13 protein-coding genes are annotated in these 15,585 nt (G+C 44.7%); 1 reads left to right on the forward strand and 12 read right to left on the reverse strand.

What is annotated here, in order from left to right; all coding sequences use genetic code 11:
- Positions 1-16: 16 nt before the first annotated feature.
- The 8 genes from PBT90_RS16005 to mraZ are packed head-to-tail and all read right to left on the reverse strand — an operon-like array spanning position 17 to position 9,060.
- The gene (locus PBT90_RS16005) at positions 17-1,183 is read right to left on the reverse strand and encodes an FtsW/RodA/SpoVE family cell cycle protein (protein WP_264807515.1); all 1,167 of its coding nucleotides are present in this window, start codon (positions 1,181-1,183) and stop codon (positions 17-19) included.
- Positions 1,180-2,532: a UDP-N-acetylmuramoyl-L-alanine--D-glutamate ligase gene (murD, locus tag PBT90_RS16010; RefSeq protein WP_264807516.1), complete on the reverse strand. Its 1,353-nt coding sequence runs from the start codon at positions 2,530-2,532 to the stop codon at positions 1,180-1,182. The genes PBT90_RS16005 and murD overlap by 4 nt, the downstream gene beginning before the upstream one ends.
- A 15-nt stretch (positions 2,533-2,547) precedes the next feature.
- Positions 2,548-3,759 (reverse strand): phospho-N-acetylmuramoyl-pentapeptide-transferase, encoded by a 1,212-nt coding sequence (mraY, locus tag PBT90_RS16015; RefSeq protein WP_264807517.1) that lies wholly within the window; start codon positions 3,757-3,759, stop codon positions 2,548-2,550.
- Between the two features lies 1 nt (position 3,760).
- The gene (locus PBT90_RS16020) at positions 3,761-5,224 is read right to left on the reverse strand and encodes a UDP-N-acetylmuramoyl-L-alanyl-D-glutamate--2,6-diaminopimelate ligase (RefSeq protein WP_264807518.1); all 1,464 of its coding nucleotides are present in this window, start codon (positions 5,222-5,224) and stop codon (positions 3,761-3,763) included.
- On the reverse strand, positions 5,225-7,333 hold the full coding sequence (locus PBT90_RS16025) for a penicillin-binding protein (protein WP_264807519.1): 2,109 nt from the start codon (positions 7,331-7,333) through the stop codon (positions 5,225-5,227).
- Positions 7,330-7,713, reverse strand: a complete 384-nt coding sequence (locus tag PBT90_RS16030) for an FtsL-like putative cell division protein (RefSeq protein ID WP_264807520.1) — start codon at positions 7,711-7,713, stop codon at positions 7,330-7,332. Before PBT90_RS16030 ends, PBT90_RS16025 begins: the two co-directional genes overlap by 4 nt.
- The gene (gene rsmH / locus PBT90_RS16035) at positions 7,710-8,621 is read right to left on the reverse strand and encodes a 16S rRNA (cytosine(1402)-N(4))-methyltransferase RsmH (protein ID WP_264807521.1); all 912 of its coding nucleotides are present in this window, start codon (positions 8,619-8,621) and stop codon (positions 7,710-7,712) included. Before rsmH ends, PBT90_RS16030 begins: the two co-directional genes overlap by 4 nt.
- Before the next feature lie 4 nt (positions 8,622-8,625).
- A complete protein-coding gene (gene mraZ / locus PBT90_RS16040) occupies positions 8,626-9,060 on the reverse strand; it encodes a division/cell wall cluster transcriptional repressor MraZ (RefSeq protein WP_264807522.1) in 435 nt (144 codons plus the stop codon).
- A gap of 550 nt (positions 9,061-9,610) precedes the next feature.
- On the opposite strand from mraZ, the gene PBT90_RS16045 reads away from it, so the two are divergent.
- Entirely contained in the window at positions 9,611-10,528 is a 918-nt protein-coding gene (locus tag PBT90_RS16045; protein WP_270129980.1) for a TolB family protein, read from the forward strand.
- A gap of 56 nt (positions 10,529-10,584) precedes the next feature.
- Here the strand turns inward: PBT90_RS16045 and PBT90_RS16050 are convergent, their stop codons facing one another.
- The 4 genes from PBT90_RS16050 to PBT90_RS16065 all read right to left on the reverse strand — a co-directional run bounded on the left by PBT90_RS16050 (position 10,585) and on the right by PBT90_RS16065 (position 15,496).
- A complete protein-coding gene (locus tag PBT90_RS16050; protein WP_264807529.1) occupies positions 10,585-11,160 on the reverse strand; it encodes a precorrin-2 dehydrogenase/sirohydrochlorin ferrochelatase family protein in 576 nt (191 codons plus the stop codon).
- Between the two features lie 127 nt (positions 11,161-11,287).
- Positions 11,288-12,058: a uroporphyrinogen-III C-methyltransferase gene (gene cobA, locus PBT90_RS16055; RefSeq protein WP_264807530.1), complete on the reverse strand. Its 771-nt coding sequence runs from the start codon at positions 12,056-12,058 to the stop codon at positions 11,288-11,290.
- A complete protein-coding gene (locus PBT90_RS16060; RefSeq protein WP_270129998.1) occupies positions 12,055-14,154 on the reverse strand; it encodes a nitrite reductase in 2,100 nt (699 codons plus the stop codon). The genes cobA and PBT90_RS16060 overlap by 4 nt, the downstream gene beginning before the upstream one ends.
- A gap of 85 nt (positions 14,155-14,239) precedes the next feature.
- Entirely contained in the window at positions 14,240-15,496 is a 1,257-nt protein-coding gene (locus PBT90_RS16065) for a sulfate adenylyltransferase subunit 1 (protein WP_264807532.1), read from the reverse strand.
- Between the last annotated feature and the right edge of the window lie 89 nt (positions 15,497-15,585).

Below are 15,585 nucleotides of genomic sequence, written 5' to 3' on the forward strand. Positions count from 1 at the left end.
AGCTCCTTTTTAATAATTAAGCAGTTTTTAGTCTGGTTCTATTAGAAAATGCTGGACTGGCCTGGGACTCGTCCTGATGATCTCCTCGGCTGACGGAGAGAATAATTCCCAGTGAAATACCGGTAAAGACCAAGGATGTCCCCCCCATACTCAGCAATGGCAAAGGCAGACCCGTAATCGGCCCAAGCCCTACGGCAACAGCCATATTGACCAAAGCCTGGATCACCAGCGCAAAACTCAATCCTGCCGATAGCAAGCCTCCAAAGGCCTTATTCGAATTGGCCATAATGCGCATGCCCCTATACAGCAGAGCCAAATAAAGAAACAGCACACTAAACCCTCCGATCAATCCATATTCTTCAATGATAATGGCGTAGATAAAATCCGAGTAAGGGTGTGGAAGAGAATTTCTCTGCTCACTATTGCCCGGCCCTTTCCCTCCTATTCCACCTGTGGCAATAGCAATAAATGATTGCTCCGCCTGGAAAGGAATCTCGTCTTTGTTCAGAAAATCTTCCACACGGGACACCAGGGTACTGCCCCGCTGCCCGAGAAATCCTGCGGCAGTGAGCCCCAAAGCTCCTACCATCACTACCATAGCCAGATATTTCACCGGCACCCGTCCGATAAACATGATGATCAGGCAAGTGAGCAGTAGCAAAATTGCCGTTGAGAAATTAGCCAGAGCAATTAATCCGCAAATCAACCCAATGGCGATAATGATAGGTACAAAGGTGTTTTTGAAATCCTTGATATTCTTCTGACGCTTCGCCAGCATCACCGCGATGGCGGCTATCAGAGACAACTTTGCTAGATCTGAAGGCTGAAATGCCTGATTGATCACTGGGATAGTCAACCAACGATTTGCTTCATTGATATTGGATCCAAATAGATAAGTCACCAGCAAAAGCGGTATGGAGATGATCACGCCTAGCTTGGCATAGATGGCATACTTTCGGTATGGGATTTTATGCGCAAACCACATCACTACAAGAGAGGTAAATATCAATAAGGAATGCCTGAACAAATACAACTCAGTGTTTCCTCCCGCATATTTATACGCCAGTGATCCAGTGGCAGAATAAACCACCAGAATGCTGAAAAGAGACAACAAGATCACGATGGCCCAAATGATTGGGTCTCCTTTGAAATTATCGTCTATCCATGCCTTAAACTGATTCATGCGATGGCTTTAGGTTTTAAATTTTCAACAGCACTCCGGAATTGCATTCCTCGATCTTCATAGTTTTTGAACAAGTCAAAACTGGCACAAGCAGGCGAAAGCAATACCACATCTCCGGATTCGGCATGCTCCATACCCCAGCTTACAGCTTCTTTCACATCCTGGGTTTCCCGGATAGTTTTCACACGCGTACCAAAGGCCGCTTTCAACTTTTCATTATCTCTTCCCAGACAGATCATAACCTTGACCCGCTCCTCCACCAAAGGCATCAAAACGGTATAATCATTTCCTTTATCTACTCCTCCTGCTATCCAGATCAATGGGTTTTCATAGCTGGCCAAAGCATAAGCGGTAGCCTCTACATTGGTCCCCTTGCTATCATTGACAAAACGTACCCCATTCACTTCACGGATCAACTCCATCCTATGGGGTGCATTTTTGAAAGTCTGAAAGCCCAGCATCAATTCCACTTCGCCAACTCCAGCCAGCATAGCTGCCGTACCGGCAAAAAGCGAATTGAGCAGATTGTGCTTGCCCTGGATGGACAGGGATTCTACTGGTACACGGATGGACTTATCTGCAACGGCAAAAGTCAAATGCGCTCCATCTGTCCATGCGCCATGCTCTTGAACCTCCTCGGCAGATATCATCAGCTTCCCAGCTTTTAGCGCATGCTTCTTCATTCCTTCCGAACTCAGCGCATCTTCAGCAAAGAAAATAGCCGTATCTCCAGCTTGCATATTGTTGAAAAGCCTGAATTTGGAGGCTGTGTAATTTTCTATTTTATACTCATATCTATCCAGGTGATCTGGAGTGATATTCGTCAAAATGGCAAAAGTAGGCCTGAACTTCACGAAACCGTCAATCTGAAAACTGCTGCACTCGATCACCCACCACTCATGGTCTGCTTCACACAATTGCGCAGCCCAGCTTTGCCCCACATTACCTGCAAGTCCAACATCCATTCCTGCTTCTTTCATCAAGTGAAAGGTTAACAGTGTGGTGGTAGTTTTACCATTAGTTCCGGTAACTGCGATTACTCTCCCACTACTGAACCCAAATGCAAACTCCAGCTCATCAATAATTGAAATCTCAGCTCGCGCGGCTTTCGCCAGTAGCTCACTCTTTGGAGAGATACCCGGACTTTTTACGATCAGGTCTGCATCCAGAATCCTTTCCTCGCTGTGTCCTCCCTCTTCATAAGCTATCCCAGACTTTTCCAGCAAGGTCTTTCTCTCAGCGGAAATCTTACCTGCATCAGAAACGAAAACCGCATACCCCTCCCGCTTGGCTAGCATTGCTGCTCCCATTCCGCTTTCTCCGGCACCTAGGATGGCTATTCGTTTCATGCTCAATTTATTTTCTTATCTCAATTTCAGAGTTGCCAAAGTCATCACTGCCAACAAAATTCCCACAATCCAAAACCTGGTGACGATTTTGGCTTCGGGGATATTTTTCTTTTGATAGTGATGGTGCAAAGGCGACATCAGGAAAATCCTTCTGCCTTCCCCATATTTCTTTTTCGTGTATTTGAAGTACCCCACTTGGAGCATCACACTTACATTTTCTATGACAAAGACTCCACACATCAATGGAATCATCAGTTCTTTGCGCAGGGTCAAGGCCAAAACTGCGATCACTCCTCCCAACATCAAGCTTCCGGTATCTCCCATGAACACCTGGGCGGGGTAGGCGTTGTACCATAAGAAGCCTACACAGGCCCCGACAAAAGCTGAGGCAAAAATCACCAGCTCACCGGAGTTGGGGATGTACATGACATTGAGATACTGGGAGAAAATGGCATTACCGCTGATGTAGGCAAAAATGGCGATGGTAATCCCAATAATGGCCGAAGTACCTGCTGCCAAGCCATCTATACCATCCGTGATATTGGCCCCATTGGATACGGCAGTGATGATAAAGGTCACCACGAAAATGTAGAGAACCGGAGTCATCGCCTCTCCCAAGAATCCCAAAAGCGTCTCATAATTCAGTTCATTGTTTTTGGTAAAGGGAATGGTGGTCTTGGCCACTTTCACATCTTTGAAAGCTGGAGTCTCTACTATTCCTGCATCAATGGATACCGGATTTTGGAACTCCCGGATCACCACACTTTCATTGAAATACAAAGTGGATCCTACGATAATACCTATACCGATCTGCCCGATAATCTTGAACCTTCCGGCGAGACCTTCCTTATTTTTTCTGAAAACCTTGATGTAATCATCAATAAACCCAATCGCTCCAAGCCACACCGTAGTCACGAGCAATAAGATGATGTAGATATTATCTAGATCGCCAAACAACAAAGTAGGGATCAAAATCGCCGCAATCATCATCAAGCCGCCCATGGTAGGCGTGCCCTTCTTCTCCTGCTGTCCATCGAGGCCCAGGTCCCGTACCGTTTCTCCAATTTGCTTATTTCTGATCCAGGCGATGATTTTGTGACCAAATGAAATAGTAATGATCAAAGAAAACACAGCCGCCATTCCCGCTCTGAAGGAGATGTATTGAAACACCCCCGCTCCCGGGATATCCAGCACTTTGTCTAAGTAGTCAAATAGAGGATAAAGCATTTCAGTTTTGTGTCAATTGTTGTAAAAATTCTGTTACTATTTCGGCATCATCGAAGTGGTGTTTTACTCCTTTGATTTCTTGGTAATCCTCATGGCCTTTGCCAGCTATAAGGATGATATCTCCTTTTTGGGAAAGCATACAGGCTGTTTTTATGGCCTCTTTGCGATCTACTATCGTAAGCGTTTTTCTAATCTCAGAAGGACCAATGCCAGCTTGCATATCTTTCAAAATCTGCTCAGGATCCTCAAATCTGGGATTGTCGGAAGTCAGGATCGCCTTATCACTTTCCTGAACTGCTAGCTTCGCCATGATGGGACGCTTGGTCGTGTCTCTGTTGCCCCCACACCCTACTATGGTAATCAACTGCTCGCCTCCGGTACGTACCCCATTGATGGTTTTCAGTACATTGTCCAGTGCATCAGGCGTATGCGCATAATCTACTATAGCCGTAATGCCAGCGATAGAAATCCTATCAAACCTGCCCTTGGCTCCGGGAATACCCGAAAGTTCCCTGAGCACTTCGTCTTCCTCTTCTCCTAGCAAAACTGCCACTCCCAGAACTCCCAGTAGATTGTAGGCATTGAAAGCACCGATCATTCTAAACCAAATCAACTTTCCGTTAATATCAAGCTCCAGACCCTCCAGTGTATTGGAAATGATTTTGGCTTTAAAGTCTGCGGGAGATTTCAGCGCAAAAGTCTGGTGAGAAGCCTTGCTGTTTTGAAGCATTACAGTCCCACGCTTATCATCGCCATTTACCAGTGCAAAAGCTCCTTTAGGTAGCTCATCGAAAAGCTGCTTTTTGGCCTTGATGTAAGCATCGAATGTCCCGTGATAATCCAGGTGGTCATGCGTAATATTGGTAAAAACCGCACCTGCAAGCTTCAAACCGGCTATTCTTTCCTGTACTATGGCATGAGAACTTGCCTCCATAAAACAATGGGTGCAGCCCTCGTCTACCATTTGCCGTAGCAAAGCCTGAACGGCTACAGCATCCGGCGTAGTATGCGTAGCAGGGATCACCTGCTCGTTGATTTTATTTTCTACCGTGGAAAGCAAACCAGTGCTATAGCCCATGCGCATGAACAACTGATGCAAAAGAGTAGCAGTAGTGGTTTTACCATTGGTACCGGTAATGGCTACCACCTGAATCTGCTCAGAAGGATTGCCAAAGTAATTACTTGCCATAATTCCCAAGGCCTTGGCAGAATTCACTACCTGCACATACGTGATCCCCTCATTCAGCGCATGGGGTAATTTCTCACAGATCACACTGGTCGCGCCTAGCTCTAGTGCTTTATCTATAAAATCGTGCCCATCCACTTGTGTACCCGGAACTGCCACAAAGGCACTTCCTTCGCTCACCTTGCGGCTATCAAAGACAATATCCTTCACTTCCACCTCCATATCTCCTGTAGTGGACGTAAGTGATACTTTATACAATATGTCTTTCAGCAGGGTCATTTATCCTAATACTAAATTTATTGTTGCATTTGGTGTAAGCTCAGCACCCGGGGAAATGGACTGGTTTTTCACCCTTCCCTTACCGGAATAATTCACTTTCAAACCTTTATTTTCTAAAATGAAAAGTGCGTCCCGCAAAGACATCCCTGATACATCTGGAACCTGAGCCTTATCCGTGTCATTCACTTTCATTTCCATCTTCGTATCATTCGAGACTGTCTGTACCCACTCTTCGGCGTTTACAGGTGTAGCACTCAGTCCCAATTCATGAAAAATCTCTTGGAGCTCCTCTGCTTTCCCAGCTTTCACCAGGGGCATTTTTGCATCCGCAAATTCAGCCTTCAGGATTTCACGCTGGCTACTCGGATTCAGCTCCATGTCCAAAGCGTAAATCCTATCAGCAATTTCCTTGAATACAGGAGCTGAAACATCCCCGCCGTAAGCGGCAAATCCCTTCGGACTATCTATCACCACAATCATGGAGTATTTAGGGCGGTCTGCTGGAAAATAGCCCGCAAAGCTGGTGTAGTAGTTTCTGGTATATTTACCGTTTTTCAGCTTTTGCGCAGTTCCTGTTTTCCCAGCAATAGGGTAATCTGAATTGGCGATGTTTCTAGCTGTCCCACGGGAGACCACGCCTTCCAAAAGCGCTTGAAGTTCCCTGACGGTTTTTTCCGAGGCAATTTGCTTGCGCACCACCTCTGGAGCGTATGCTTTCTCCACGGTATTGCCCTTAGAAATGGACTTGACGATGTAAGGTTTCATCATTTTGCCTCCATTTGCTACTGCATTGTAAAGTGCCAAAGTATGGATCGGATTGAGCTTGGATTCATAACCTATGGAAATCCATGGCAATGAAGTCCCATACCAGTCTTTTTCTCCCGGCTTCTTGAAGAATGGTTTTCCTTCCCCGATCAATTGAAAGCCAAATGGCTCTGCCAAGCCGACTTTGTCTAGGTAGGCCATAAACTTCGATGGGCTAGAGCCGAAGTGCTCGTCCACCAGCTTAGAAATCCCCACATTGGATGATTTTTCAAATGCCTCACGGATTGTCAATGTGCCATACCCACCGTTCTTAGCGTCCCGCATCACCTGATTATAGAATTTGTGCGCTCCATTTCCGGTTTCTACCGTTTCGTCAAGGGTCACTTTGTTTTCCTCCAAGAGCGCTAACATAGAGAGCAATTTGAAAGTAGACCCGGGTTCTGTAGAGCCTTGGTCACCAATAGCGAAATTGTAGTTTTCGCCATAGCCATTTCCGCTGGTATTTCGCTGAAGGTTTGTGATGGCTTTAATCTGTCCCGTTTTCACTTCCATGACGATCACCGAGCCAAATTCTGCATCCCGGTCAGTCAATTGTCTGCGCAGGGCGGTTTCAGCCACATCTTGTATATTGACATCCAGGGTAGTGATTACATCAAAACCATTCTCAGGTTTCACATCTTCAGCATCAAAAACCGGCTTCCAGCTCCCCCCTGCCAATCGCTGAAATAATGCTTTCCCATCTTGGCCTTTCAGGTAATTATTAAAACTATATTCTATCCCAGCTCCATAATTATCCTCATTCAAAAAGCCAACGGTGCGGCTGGCCAGGGAATTAAAAGGTCTATATCGCTTTTCTACTTTTTCAAAAAGAACTCCACCTCCTAGTCGCCCTTCTCGGAAGATAGGCCATGTAGACATCTGCTGCATCGCCTGATAGCCGATCTGCTTTCGGTTCAAAACCAAGTAACGCTTCTGGTCAAGCCGGGCATCATTGATCATTCTTTTGTAAGAGGCAGCCGATCTGTCTTTGTAAAAACCAGAAAGCAAACGGGCAAGCGAATCCAACCCCTCGTTGTAATCATCTTTATCAGCAATGGTAGGATCCAATGCCACACGATAGAAAGGCAGGCTTGTCGCCAGTAGGCTTCCATCACTGGCGTAAATATTTCCCCGGGTGGCCGGTACTTCACGGAACTGGAAATTGATAGTCTCGGCCTTTTCTCTCCATACGTCTCCCTCAGCCAGCTGTAGCTTGGCGATTTGATACGGAATTAGCGCTGAACCCAGCGCTATGAGGATGAACACCACCCGTACTCGGATCAATATGGATTTTTTAAAATTCACTCTTCTACTTCTATTTTTATTGGCGGTTGATCCAATTCGTAAATCCCCTGCTCAGCCACACGCTTTGCCACTTCAGACTGCATGCTACTCAGCATATACTCAGCTTCCAGTGTAGTCACATCCGCTCGGAGATCCTCCACTTCTTGCTGTGCTTTCTCTATTTTTCGCACCATGTTTTCAGCACGGTGATTACTCCAGATATACACCAGGGCCAGTAGGGTTACAAAACCAACTGGAGGCACCAGCTGAACCGGAACTCCTTCACCTAAGAATCCGGTGATATCCAGCTTTTCCTCCATCCATGTGAAAATGGATTTGCTAGGACCACCTTTGGGCTTGTTCCCTGACTTAAGTTTTTTCTTAAAAGTGTTTCGGCTCATGATTTTAGTTTTTTAGCTATTCTGAGTTTAGCACTTCTTGCTCTTGGATTGGCAGCGATCTCTTCGGCATTCGCCACCACTGCACCTCTGCTCACCGGCTCTAGGGGACGGATCAGATTTCCGTAAAAATCCTTCTCTACTTCGCCCTGAAATTTTCCTTTCATGATGAGGTTTTTAACTAGCCTATCTTCCAGGCTGTGATAGCTCATCACCACCAATCGCCCACCTGGCTTTAGCACCTCTACGGCGTCAAGAAGCATTTCTTCCAGCGCGCCCATTTCATCATTCACCTCTATCCTCAAAGCCTGGAACACTTGTGCGTAGTATTTGAAATCTTTGCCTCGCGGTGCGTACTTTTTAAGAAAAGCTGTAAAACCTTCCGTGGTTTCAAATGGCTGAGCTGTACGTTCAGAGACTATAGCTTGCGCCAAAGTCTTGGCATTTTTCACTTCGCCATAAATCCCCAGAATCTTGTGCAGCCTATCCGCCTCGTAGGTATTCAATACCTCTTTAGCAGAAATCTCTGAGGACTGATTCATACGCATGTCCAAATCCCCACTGAAGCGAGTAGAAAACCCCCTGCTCGGCTCATCGATCTGATGAGAGGAAATCCCCAAATCAGCCAGAATCCCGTCCACTTTCTTTACACCATGAAGCCTGAGGTACTTTTTCAGATCTCTGAAATTTGCAGCTACGAAAGTGAAATTTTCACTGGCCGGAATATTGGCCTCCGCATCCATGTCCTGGTCAAATCCATATAAATGCCCTTGATCCAGATGTTTCAGGATCTCGCGGGAATGTCCACCCCCACCAAAAGTAACATCGACATAGACCCCATTGGGATCTATAGCCAAGCCTTCAGTGCATTGGGCGAGCATCACTGGGATATGGTAAACAGACTCTGTCATAATTTCAGGATAAAAGTTTTTCAGATAGTTCTGACATCTCATCCTCGTCCTCGATCACATGATCACTCACCCGATCTGAGCTCCAGATTTCTATTAGGCGTCCTATGCCTACCACTATTACTTCCTTGCCTAGACCGGCATAGTCCTGAAAAGTTTTTGGAATCAGAAAGCGACCAGTACTGTCCAAATCGATATCAGTAATCCTGGTGAAAAAGGAACGCTTAAATCGGCGGGTTTCTTCCTTATGATCAGACAATGCATTGACCTGGTTTTCTAATTTCCTAAACTCTACCAAAGGGTAAAGTTTCAGACATCCGTCAGCAGCCTTTTGCAGCATAAGCGTAGTGCCATTGGCCTCTGGTATTGCCGCCTTAATTTTAGCTGGCAATACCAAGCGCCCCTTGGGATCTAGCTTGCATACGTATTGGCTGTTGAACATCTTTTTTTACTTTCTCTGCAGGTTCAGTAAATGGTAATTACAAAAGTAACAAAATGCTTTCCACATTCTACCACTTCCTACCACTTTTTCCCACATTCACTTAAAAGTAGCCAAAACTTTGATCTAGCCCAAGATTTAACAGAAAAATTCAAGGATTTTTTCAATCCTATCAACCTGATTAAAAAGAGGTTATATAATCCCCAAATCGGGGTAATTCAGCCTATATAGAGCGATTTCAAAATGGAATTAAACGCGAATAAAGCTTAATTCAGAGATTTTGATTTGAAAGGTGGGGGAAATTCCCATGAAAAACTGAGAGAATGACCCAGGTGGGGAAAACTCCCATGGAAGGCTATTTATTCAACACATTTAACGCTAGAAATACCTTGCCACGCCCAGCCTATCAAATAAATTTCAATTTCAATAGGATGTGAGTATCTTATGTCTTTCCCCCTAGAAAATTTGCGGAAATTCAGACTTGCAAAACTTATTTTCTAAACGGGAAATGACATACGAGCATTAATTTCCTATAACCCAAAATACCCAATCTATGAGAAAATTATTGTTAGGCTTTTGGTTGCTAAGCCAAGGCGTTTTAGCCCAAGTCCCAGAAGGAAAACAGGTAGTCAGCTCCCTTTATATCTATGATATGAAAAGTGGAAATTCCGAATTAATCTTAAAGGAAAACCGACATTTTGAAGCTCCAAACTGGTCACCAGATGGTAATTTTTTATTGATCAATAGCTCCGGAAAACTGGAAAAAATAGGGCTTAAAGGTGAAAAAATAGGCATCCTCAATACTGGCACTGTGCAAAGAGCAAATAATGATCATGGCTATTCCTTTGATGGAAAAACCCTCTTTATTTCCAGTGGAAAACCAGACCCAAATGGCGGTGGCTCCTATATATATAAGGTAAATGCAACAGGAGGAACCCCAAAGTTGATCACACCACTTTCCCCTTCTTATTGGCATGGACTTTCTCCAGATGGAAGATATATCGTGTATTGCGCACCCAGAAATGGCAATTACGACGTGTATAAGATGGATACAAATGGCGGAGATGAAATTCGACTGACCGAAGAAGAGGGCCTGGACGATGGTCCAGAGTACTCTCCAGACGGAAAATACATATACTTTAACTCCTATCGCTCGGGGATAATGCAAATCTGGAGAATGAAACCTGATGGTAGGGAGGCCGAGCAGATGACTTTTGACAAGCACTCGAATTGGTTTGCTCACATCTCCCCAAACAATGATGTGGCAACAGTCATTACCTACATCGAAGATCAAGAGCAAGCACATCCCTTCGGAAGGCAGGTAAAACTCCGTCTTCTAGACCTTAAGACAAAAGAAATCAAGGATTTGACGGAAGAATTCTATGGAGGACAAGGAACCATCAACGTCCCTTCTTGGAACCCTGAGGGAACAAAATTTGCCTATGTACGCTATGAACTGAAAGATGAATAAGGTGAAAAATCACATAATTCTTCCTTATCCTATGATTTTATAAAATCTAAAGATTCTCAATTCTTCTTCACAAAGCCTTCCGTGATCTCATTCATCGCCTTGACTTTATATTCAAAATCTCCTTTGAGCGTTTCACGGTAGGCATTTAAGTTATCCAGCAAATCATCCAATTCCTCCGGAAGTACATCTTCCAATAATTGCCGAAGTCGCTTGGCAGCTGTAGGTGATTTACCGTTGGTACTGATCGCTACTTTCAGATTGCCTTTGGTGACAATTCCACCCAGGTAGAAATCGCATAAATCCGGGGTATCAGCTACATTCACCAATAAAAATCGCTCTTTGGCTTCATCACGGACCTGCCGATTGACAGCCTTGTCATCTGTAGCAGCGATCACTACATGCTTAGCACCCAGATACTTCTCATGATACACATCCTCGATCATGGTGACGGTATCGGTAGTTGCGGCCAAGTCAATAAAACTTTGAGAAAACTCCCTAGAAACCGCAGTGACCTGAGCTTTAGGGCTGGATTTGAGTAAAAATTCAAGTTTCTCAGTGCCCACATTTCCGCCTCCAATCAGGAGTATATTCAGTTCGTGAACTTTGAGGAAAATGGGATATAAATGGTTCATGTGATTTAGGATAACCTTTGAGGTGTCATTTCGAGCGAGGAACGAGTGAGAAATCTCCTCGAAGGTTTAAAATCTTTTAGACACCGTACACTATTTTAATAACAAAACCTTCGAGGTTTTAAAAACCTCAAAGGTTATACTTCACCGCTTCTCGGTAAACTTCGGCTAATTTAATGCTTTCGCGGACAACATCACCGATGATGATTATCGCCGGAGCTTCTACCTTGTTTTCAAAAGCTTTGTCCTCGATATCATGGATAAAACCAGCGGTGATCTTTTCATCTCTAGTAGTACCGCTTTGGATAATCGCGATGGGCAAGTCCTGTTGGCCAAACTTCCTATAAACTGAAGCTATTTCAGCCAATTTCTTCGTTCCCATCAAGACCACCACGGTAGCCGTTGACTGGGCAGCAAGAGCCAAGTCTTTGGAAAGTTCTCCCGCTGAAGTAGTACCAGTAACTACCCAAAAACTCTCGGAAACACCGCGCTTGGTCACTGGAACTCCTGCAGCTGCAGGAACAGCAATCGCTGAAGTAATTCCTGGAATCACCTCAGTTGAGATTCCAAAAGTCTCTATGTAATCCACTTCCTCGGCACCTCTTCCAAAAACAAAAGGATCTCCCCCTTTCAGACGGACTACATGTCCATGCTTTTTAGCCAGGCTGACGCAAAGCTGATTGGTATCTTCCTGTGGTAAGGAATGTTTTCCCACTCGCTTACCCACAAAGATTTTCAGCGCAGATGCTGGTGCGTGATCCAATAAAACAGGATCGATCAGCGCATCATATAACACCACATCGGCTTTGTTCAATGCCAAAACAGCTTTCAAGGTGATCAACTCGGGATCTCCAGGGCCTGCGCCAACAAGTGTTACTTTGGGTTGAATTACGGTCTTCATGCAGTCACCTCTTCCTCTCGGTAGCTTTTCAGCAATCCATATATTTCCAATGCCTGTGCAGCATACGCGTTTGCAAATTCTTCAGTAGGCTCGTTCTGATTGATCTGGTAGATTTTCTCAGCGAAAGTCCCACCTAGATTGATTTTGCCACTTTCTACAAATACCTCATCAAACTGCTTGATGATATTTGCATAAGAATTAGTGCTCACACTTTCACTAAGCAAAATCGCTTTGGCAGCATTGATCAAGCCTGCGTAATGGTGATAAATACTATCAGACCAGCGTCCTTCTTCGAGGCATTTCTGTGCGATATCGATTTTTTCTTTGGCTTCCAAAAGCAAGGTAGCTACCAAATCAAGAACTACACCGGCACACTCACCCACGCCCACGGCAATCTTATACTCCTCAGTATTTCCCCAGTCCACATAGTCCGACGGAGTTACTGTAGAAGCATCTCCAAGTTCTTTCAGCAATTCATAGAAATAGATTTGACCTTTCTCATCGTAATAGCTCAAGAAATCCTGACCATTTGCATTTGCCTCAAAATCATCCAGCAAAATCCGCAATGCCTGAGGGCCTCTTTTACTTGGGATTTTGGTCACTTTATCTGCAAAACGCCCGTTCCCGTCACCTTTATTTCCCCCTCCAAGCAAAACCTGAAGTGCTGGAATTACTACTTTGCCAGCTTTCATGGACATGCCCTGAAAACCTATGTGAGCCATATTATGCTGACCACAAGCGTTCATGCAGCCTGAGATCTTGATGACCAAATCCTGGTTTTTCAGGTATTGTGGATATTCGGCAAGAATCACTTTCTCTAATTCCGCAGCAATTCCCGTAGAACTTGCAATTCCTAAATTACAGGTGTCAGTTCCTGGGCAAGCAGTAATATCTCCAAGGGTATTATAACCCGCTGAAGCCAATCCGATTTCTTTCAATTCCTTGTAGAAATAAGGAACCAAATCCTCCCGTACATCACGGATCAGGAAGTTTTGACGAAGGGTGAAACGCACTTCAGCACTAGCGTACTTCTCTACCAAATCAGCCAATTTTCTAGCTTGGTCAGTATAGAAATCCCCCAAAGGAACTCTTACTCCTACAGATACAAACCCTTTTTGTTTTTGAGGCAAAATATTGGTGAGTTTGAAGTGCTCAAAGTCCAACCCAAGCTCTTCTTCTACCGTCGCAGATGGAGCATCTGGAAGCTTTTGCGCAGCATCATAAGACTCATGATCTATAGGATAAGACTTAAATGGAAGTGCTTTTTTCTCATTTTCCACCAATTCCAGGAATGCCTCCAGACCAATATCCTTGATCAGGAACTTCATTCTGGCTTTCATTCTTTTTGCCCGCTCACCATGTCTGTCAAAAATCCGGATCACCGCTTCTGCAAATGGAATAATCTGATCTGCTTCCACAAATTCCGAGAATACATCCGCATGCCTTGGCTGGGAACCAAGACCTCCACCAAGCATGACTTTAAAGCCACGAACTTCTTTGCCATCGACTTTTTTAACTTTTGGGATAAAACCTAAATCGTGCAGGTAACTCAAGCCTGTATCCTCATCTGACGAAGAAAAGGAAATCTTGAATTTTCTTCCCATCTCCTGAGAGATCGGGTTTCTCAAAAAGTATTTGAAAACCGCATCTGCATAAGGAGTCACATCAAAGGGCTCATTGGCATCGATCCCTGCAGTTTCTGAGGCTGTGACGTTTCTCACGGTATTCCCGCAAGCTTCACGAATAGTGACATCGTCCCGTTCCAGTTCTGCCCAAAGCTCAGGCGTACGGTCCAAACTCACGTAGTGAATCTGAATATCCTGACGGGTGGTGATATGCAGTCTTCCGGTAGAATATTCATCAGATACCTTGCAGATCCTGCGCAACTGATCGGAAGAAACACGACCATAAGGCAACTTGATCCGGATCATCTGCACACCTGGCTGACGCTGTCCGTAAATACCACGTGCCAGACGTAGGCTACGGAATTTTTCCTCGTCAATATTTCCACCGTTGAAAAGCGCAATTTTCTTTTCCAGGTCGATGATATCTTGTTCTACAATATTGTTTTCAAGTTCTGTTCTAAAACTTTGCATGGCTGTTATAGGTTTTTGTTCGGATGGAAAGTGAGTAGATTGTTACCCTGAGCGTCCCGATGACTATCGAGATCGAAGGGTTTAATTATTCTATAAATCCAACCGAAACGGTATCATACTCTGCTTCATCGATTAGGATAAAGCTTCCATTTGACTTATTAGTCTTATAAGGATCAAAATGAATGGGCTTACTCAAGCGGAAATGAACCCGCCCAATGTCATTTAATTTTAAGGAATGAGCATCTTCTGCTCCTGTGAAATCCGTGTGAATTCTGGACTCTATTTGATCTACTTTTGCCAAGACACGATTTACTCCGTGCTGCAAAATATACTTCTTGCCTACGGTCAAAGCCTTGTTGTTCACCTGACAAATGGTGGCGGAAATTTGCTTTTCACTGGCTGGCAATTCCCCACTCTTCACCAACATATCTCCTCGGCTGAGATCTACTTCTGTTTCTAGGGTAATGGCGATTGAACTGCCCGGAGCAGCTTCCTGAATCTCCTGATCGAAATAGTGTATGCTTTTGATTTTGGAAGTATTCAATGAGGGCAAAAGCGTTACTTCATCACCTACTTTCAGGTTTCCTCCATATAGCATTCCTGAAAAACCCCTGAAGTCATGCCAGGCTTCCGTCTTCGGTCGGATGACATATTGCACGGGGAATCTCGCCACAGAACTTGGTTCCAAATCCGCTGGCTCCAGCACTTCTAGGTGATCTAAAAGTGTATTTCCCACATACCAAGGCATCTCTTCTGACTTTCTGGCGATATTTTCACCTTTCAGCGCCGAAACCGGAATAAAGGTAATCTGGTCCTCAGAGAAATCTGATTTGGCTACCAAAGCATCAAAATCAGCTTTGATCTTCAAGTACACTTCCTCATCATAATCCACCAAATCCATCTTGTTGATCGCAACGACCACATGGCTGATTCGAAGGAGATTTGCGATAAAGAAATGGCGATAAGTCTGCTCGATCACGCCTTTTCTGGCATCAATCAAAATGATCGCAACCTGCGAGGTAGAAGCTCCGGTCACCATGTTTCTCGTGTACTCTACATGTCCAGGAGTATCCGCTACGATGAAATTGGTCTTGGCAGTATTGAAATAAATATGCGCTACGTCAATAGTAATTCCCTGCTCACGCTCGGCTACCAAGCCGTCAGTGGCCAAAGAGAAATCCAGGTAATCGTACCCGCGTTGCTTGGAACTGCGCTCGATTGCTTCGATTTTATCCGTGGTAAGTGATTTAGTATCGTAAAGTAACCGCCCGATCAGCGTGCTCTTGCCATCATCCACAGAGCCGGCAGTAGCGATTTTTATCAATTTTCTATTTTCAGACATGTTGTTTCTAGTTTTCAGTTGTCCTGCTTCTCCAGAAGCTGGACTTGTCTTGACTCTGATATTGAGAGCTTTAAGTTTGATTAATGCTG

Source organism: Algoriphagus sp. TR-M9, assembly GCF_027594545.1.
Lineage (GTDB): Bacteria > Bacteroidota > Bacteroidia > Cytophagales > Cyclobacteriaceae > Algoriphagus > Algoriphagus halophytocola.

Coding starts and splice junctions, on each gene's coding strand:
- PBT90_RS16005 (WP_264807515.1), bottom strand. CDS start 1,183: ATGAATCAGTTTAAGGCATGGATAGACGATAATTTCAAAGGAGACCCA.
- murD (WP_264807516.1), bottom strand. CDS start 2,532: ATGAAACGAATAGCCATCCTAGGTGCCGGAGAAAGCGGAATGGGAGCA.
- mraY (WP_264807517.1), bottom strand. CDS start 3,759: ATGCTTTATCCTCTATTTGACTACTTAGACAAAGTGCTGGATATCCCG.
- PBT90_RS16020 (WP_264807518.1), bottom strand. CDS start 5,224: ATGACCCTGCTGAAAGACATATTGTATAAAGTATCACTTACGTCCACT.
- PBT90_RS16030 (WP_264807520.1), bottom strand. CDS start 7,713: ATGAGCCGAAACACTTTTAAGAAAAAACTTAAGTCAGGGAACAAGCCC.
- rsmH (WP_264807521.1), bottom strand. CDS start 8,621: ATGACAGAGTCTGTTTACCATATCCCAGTGATGCTCGCCCAATGCACT.
- mraZ (WP_264807522.1), bottom strand. CDS start 9,060: ATGTTCAACAGCCAATACGTATGCAAGCTAGATCCCAAGGGGCGCTTG.
- PBT90_RS16045 (WP_270129980.1), top strand. CDS start 9,611: ATGAGAAAATTATTGTTAGGCTTTTGGTTGCTAAGCCAAGGCGTTTTA.
- PBT90_RS16050 (WP_264807529.1), bottom strand. CDS start 11,160: ATGAACCATTTATATCCCATTTTCCTCAAAGTTCACGAACTGAATATA.
- cobA (WP_264807530.1), bottom strand. CDS start 12,058: ATGAAGACCGTAATTCAACCCAAAGTAACACTTGTTGGCGCAGGCCCT.
- PBT90_RS16060 (WP_270129998.1), bottom strand. CDS start 14,154: ATGCAAAGTTTTAGAACAGAACTTGAAAACAATATTGTAGAACAAGAT.
- PBT90_RS16065 (WP_264807532.1), bottom strand. CDS start 15,496: ATGTCTGAAAATAGAAAATTGATAAAAATCGCTACTGCCGGCTCTGTG.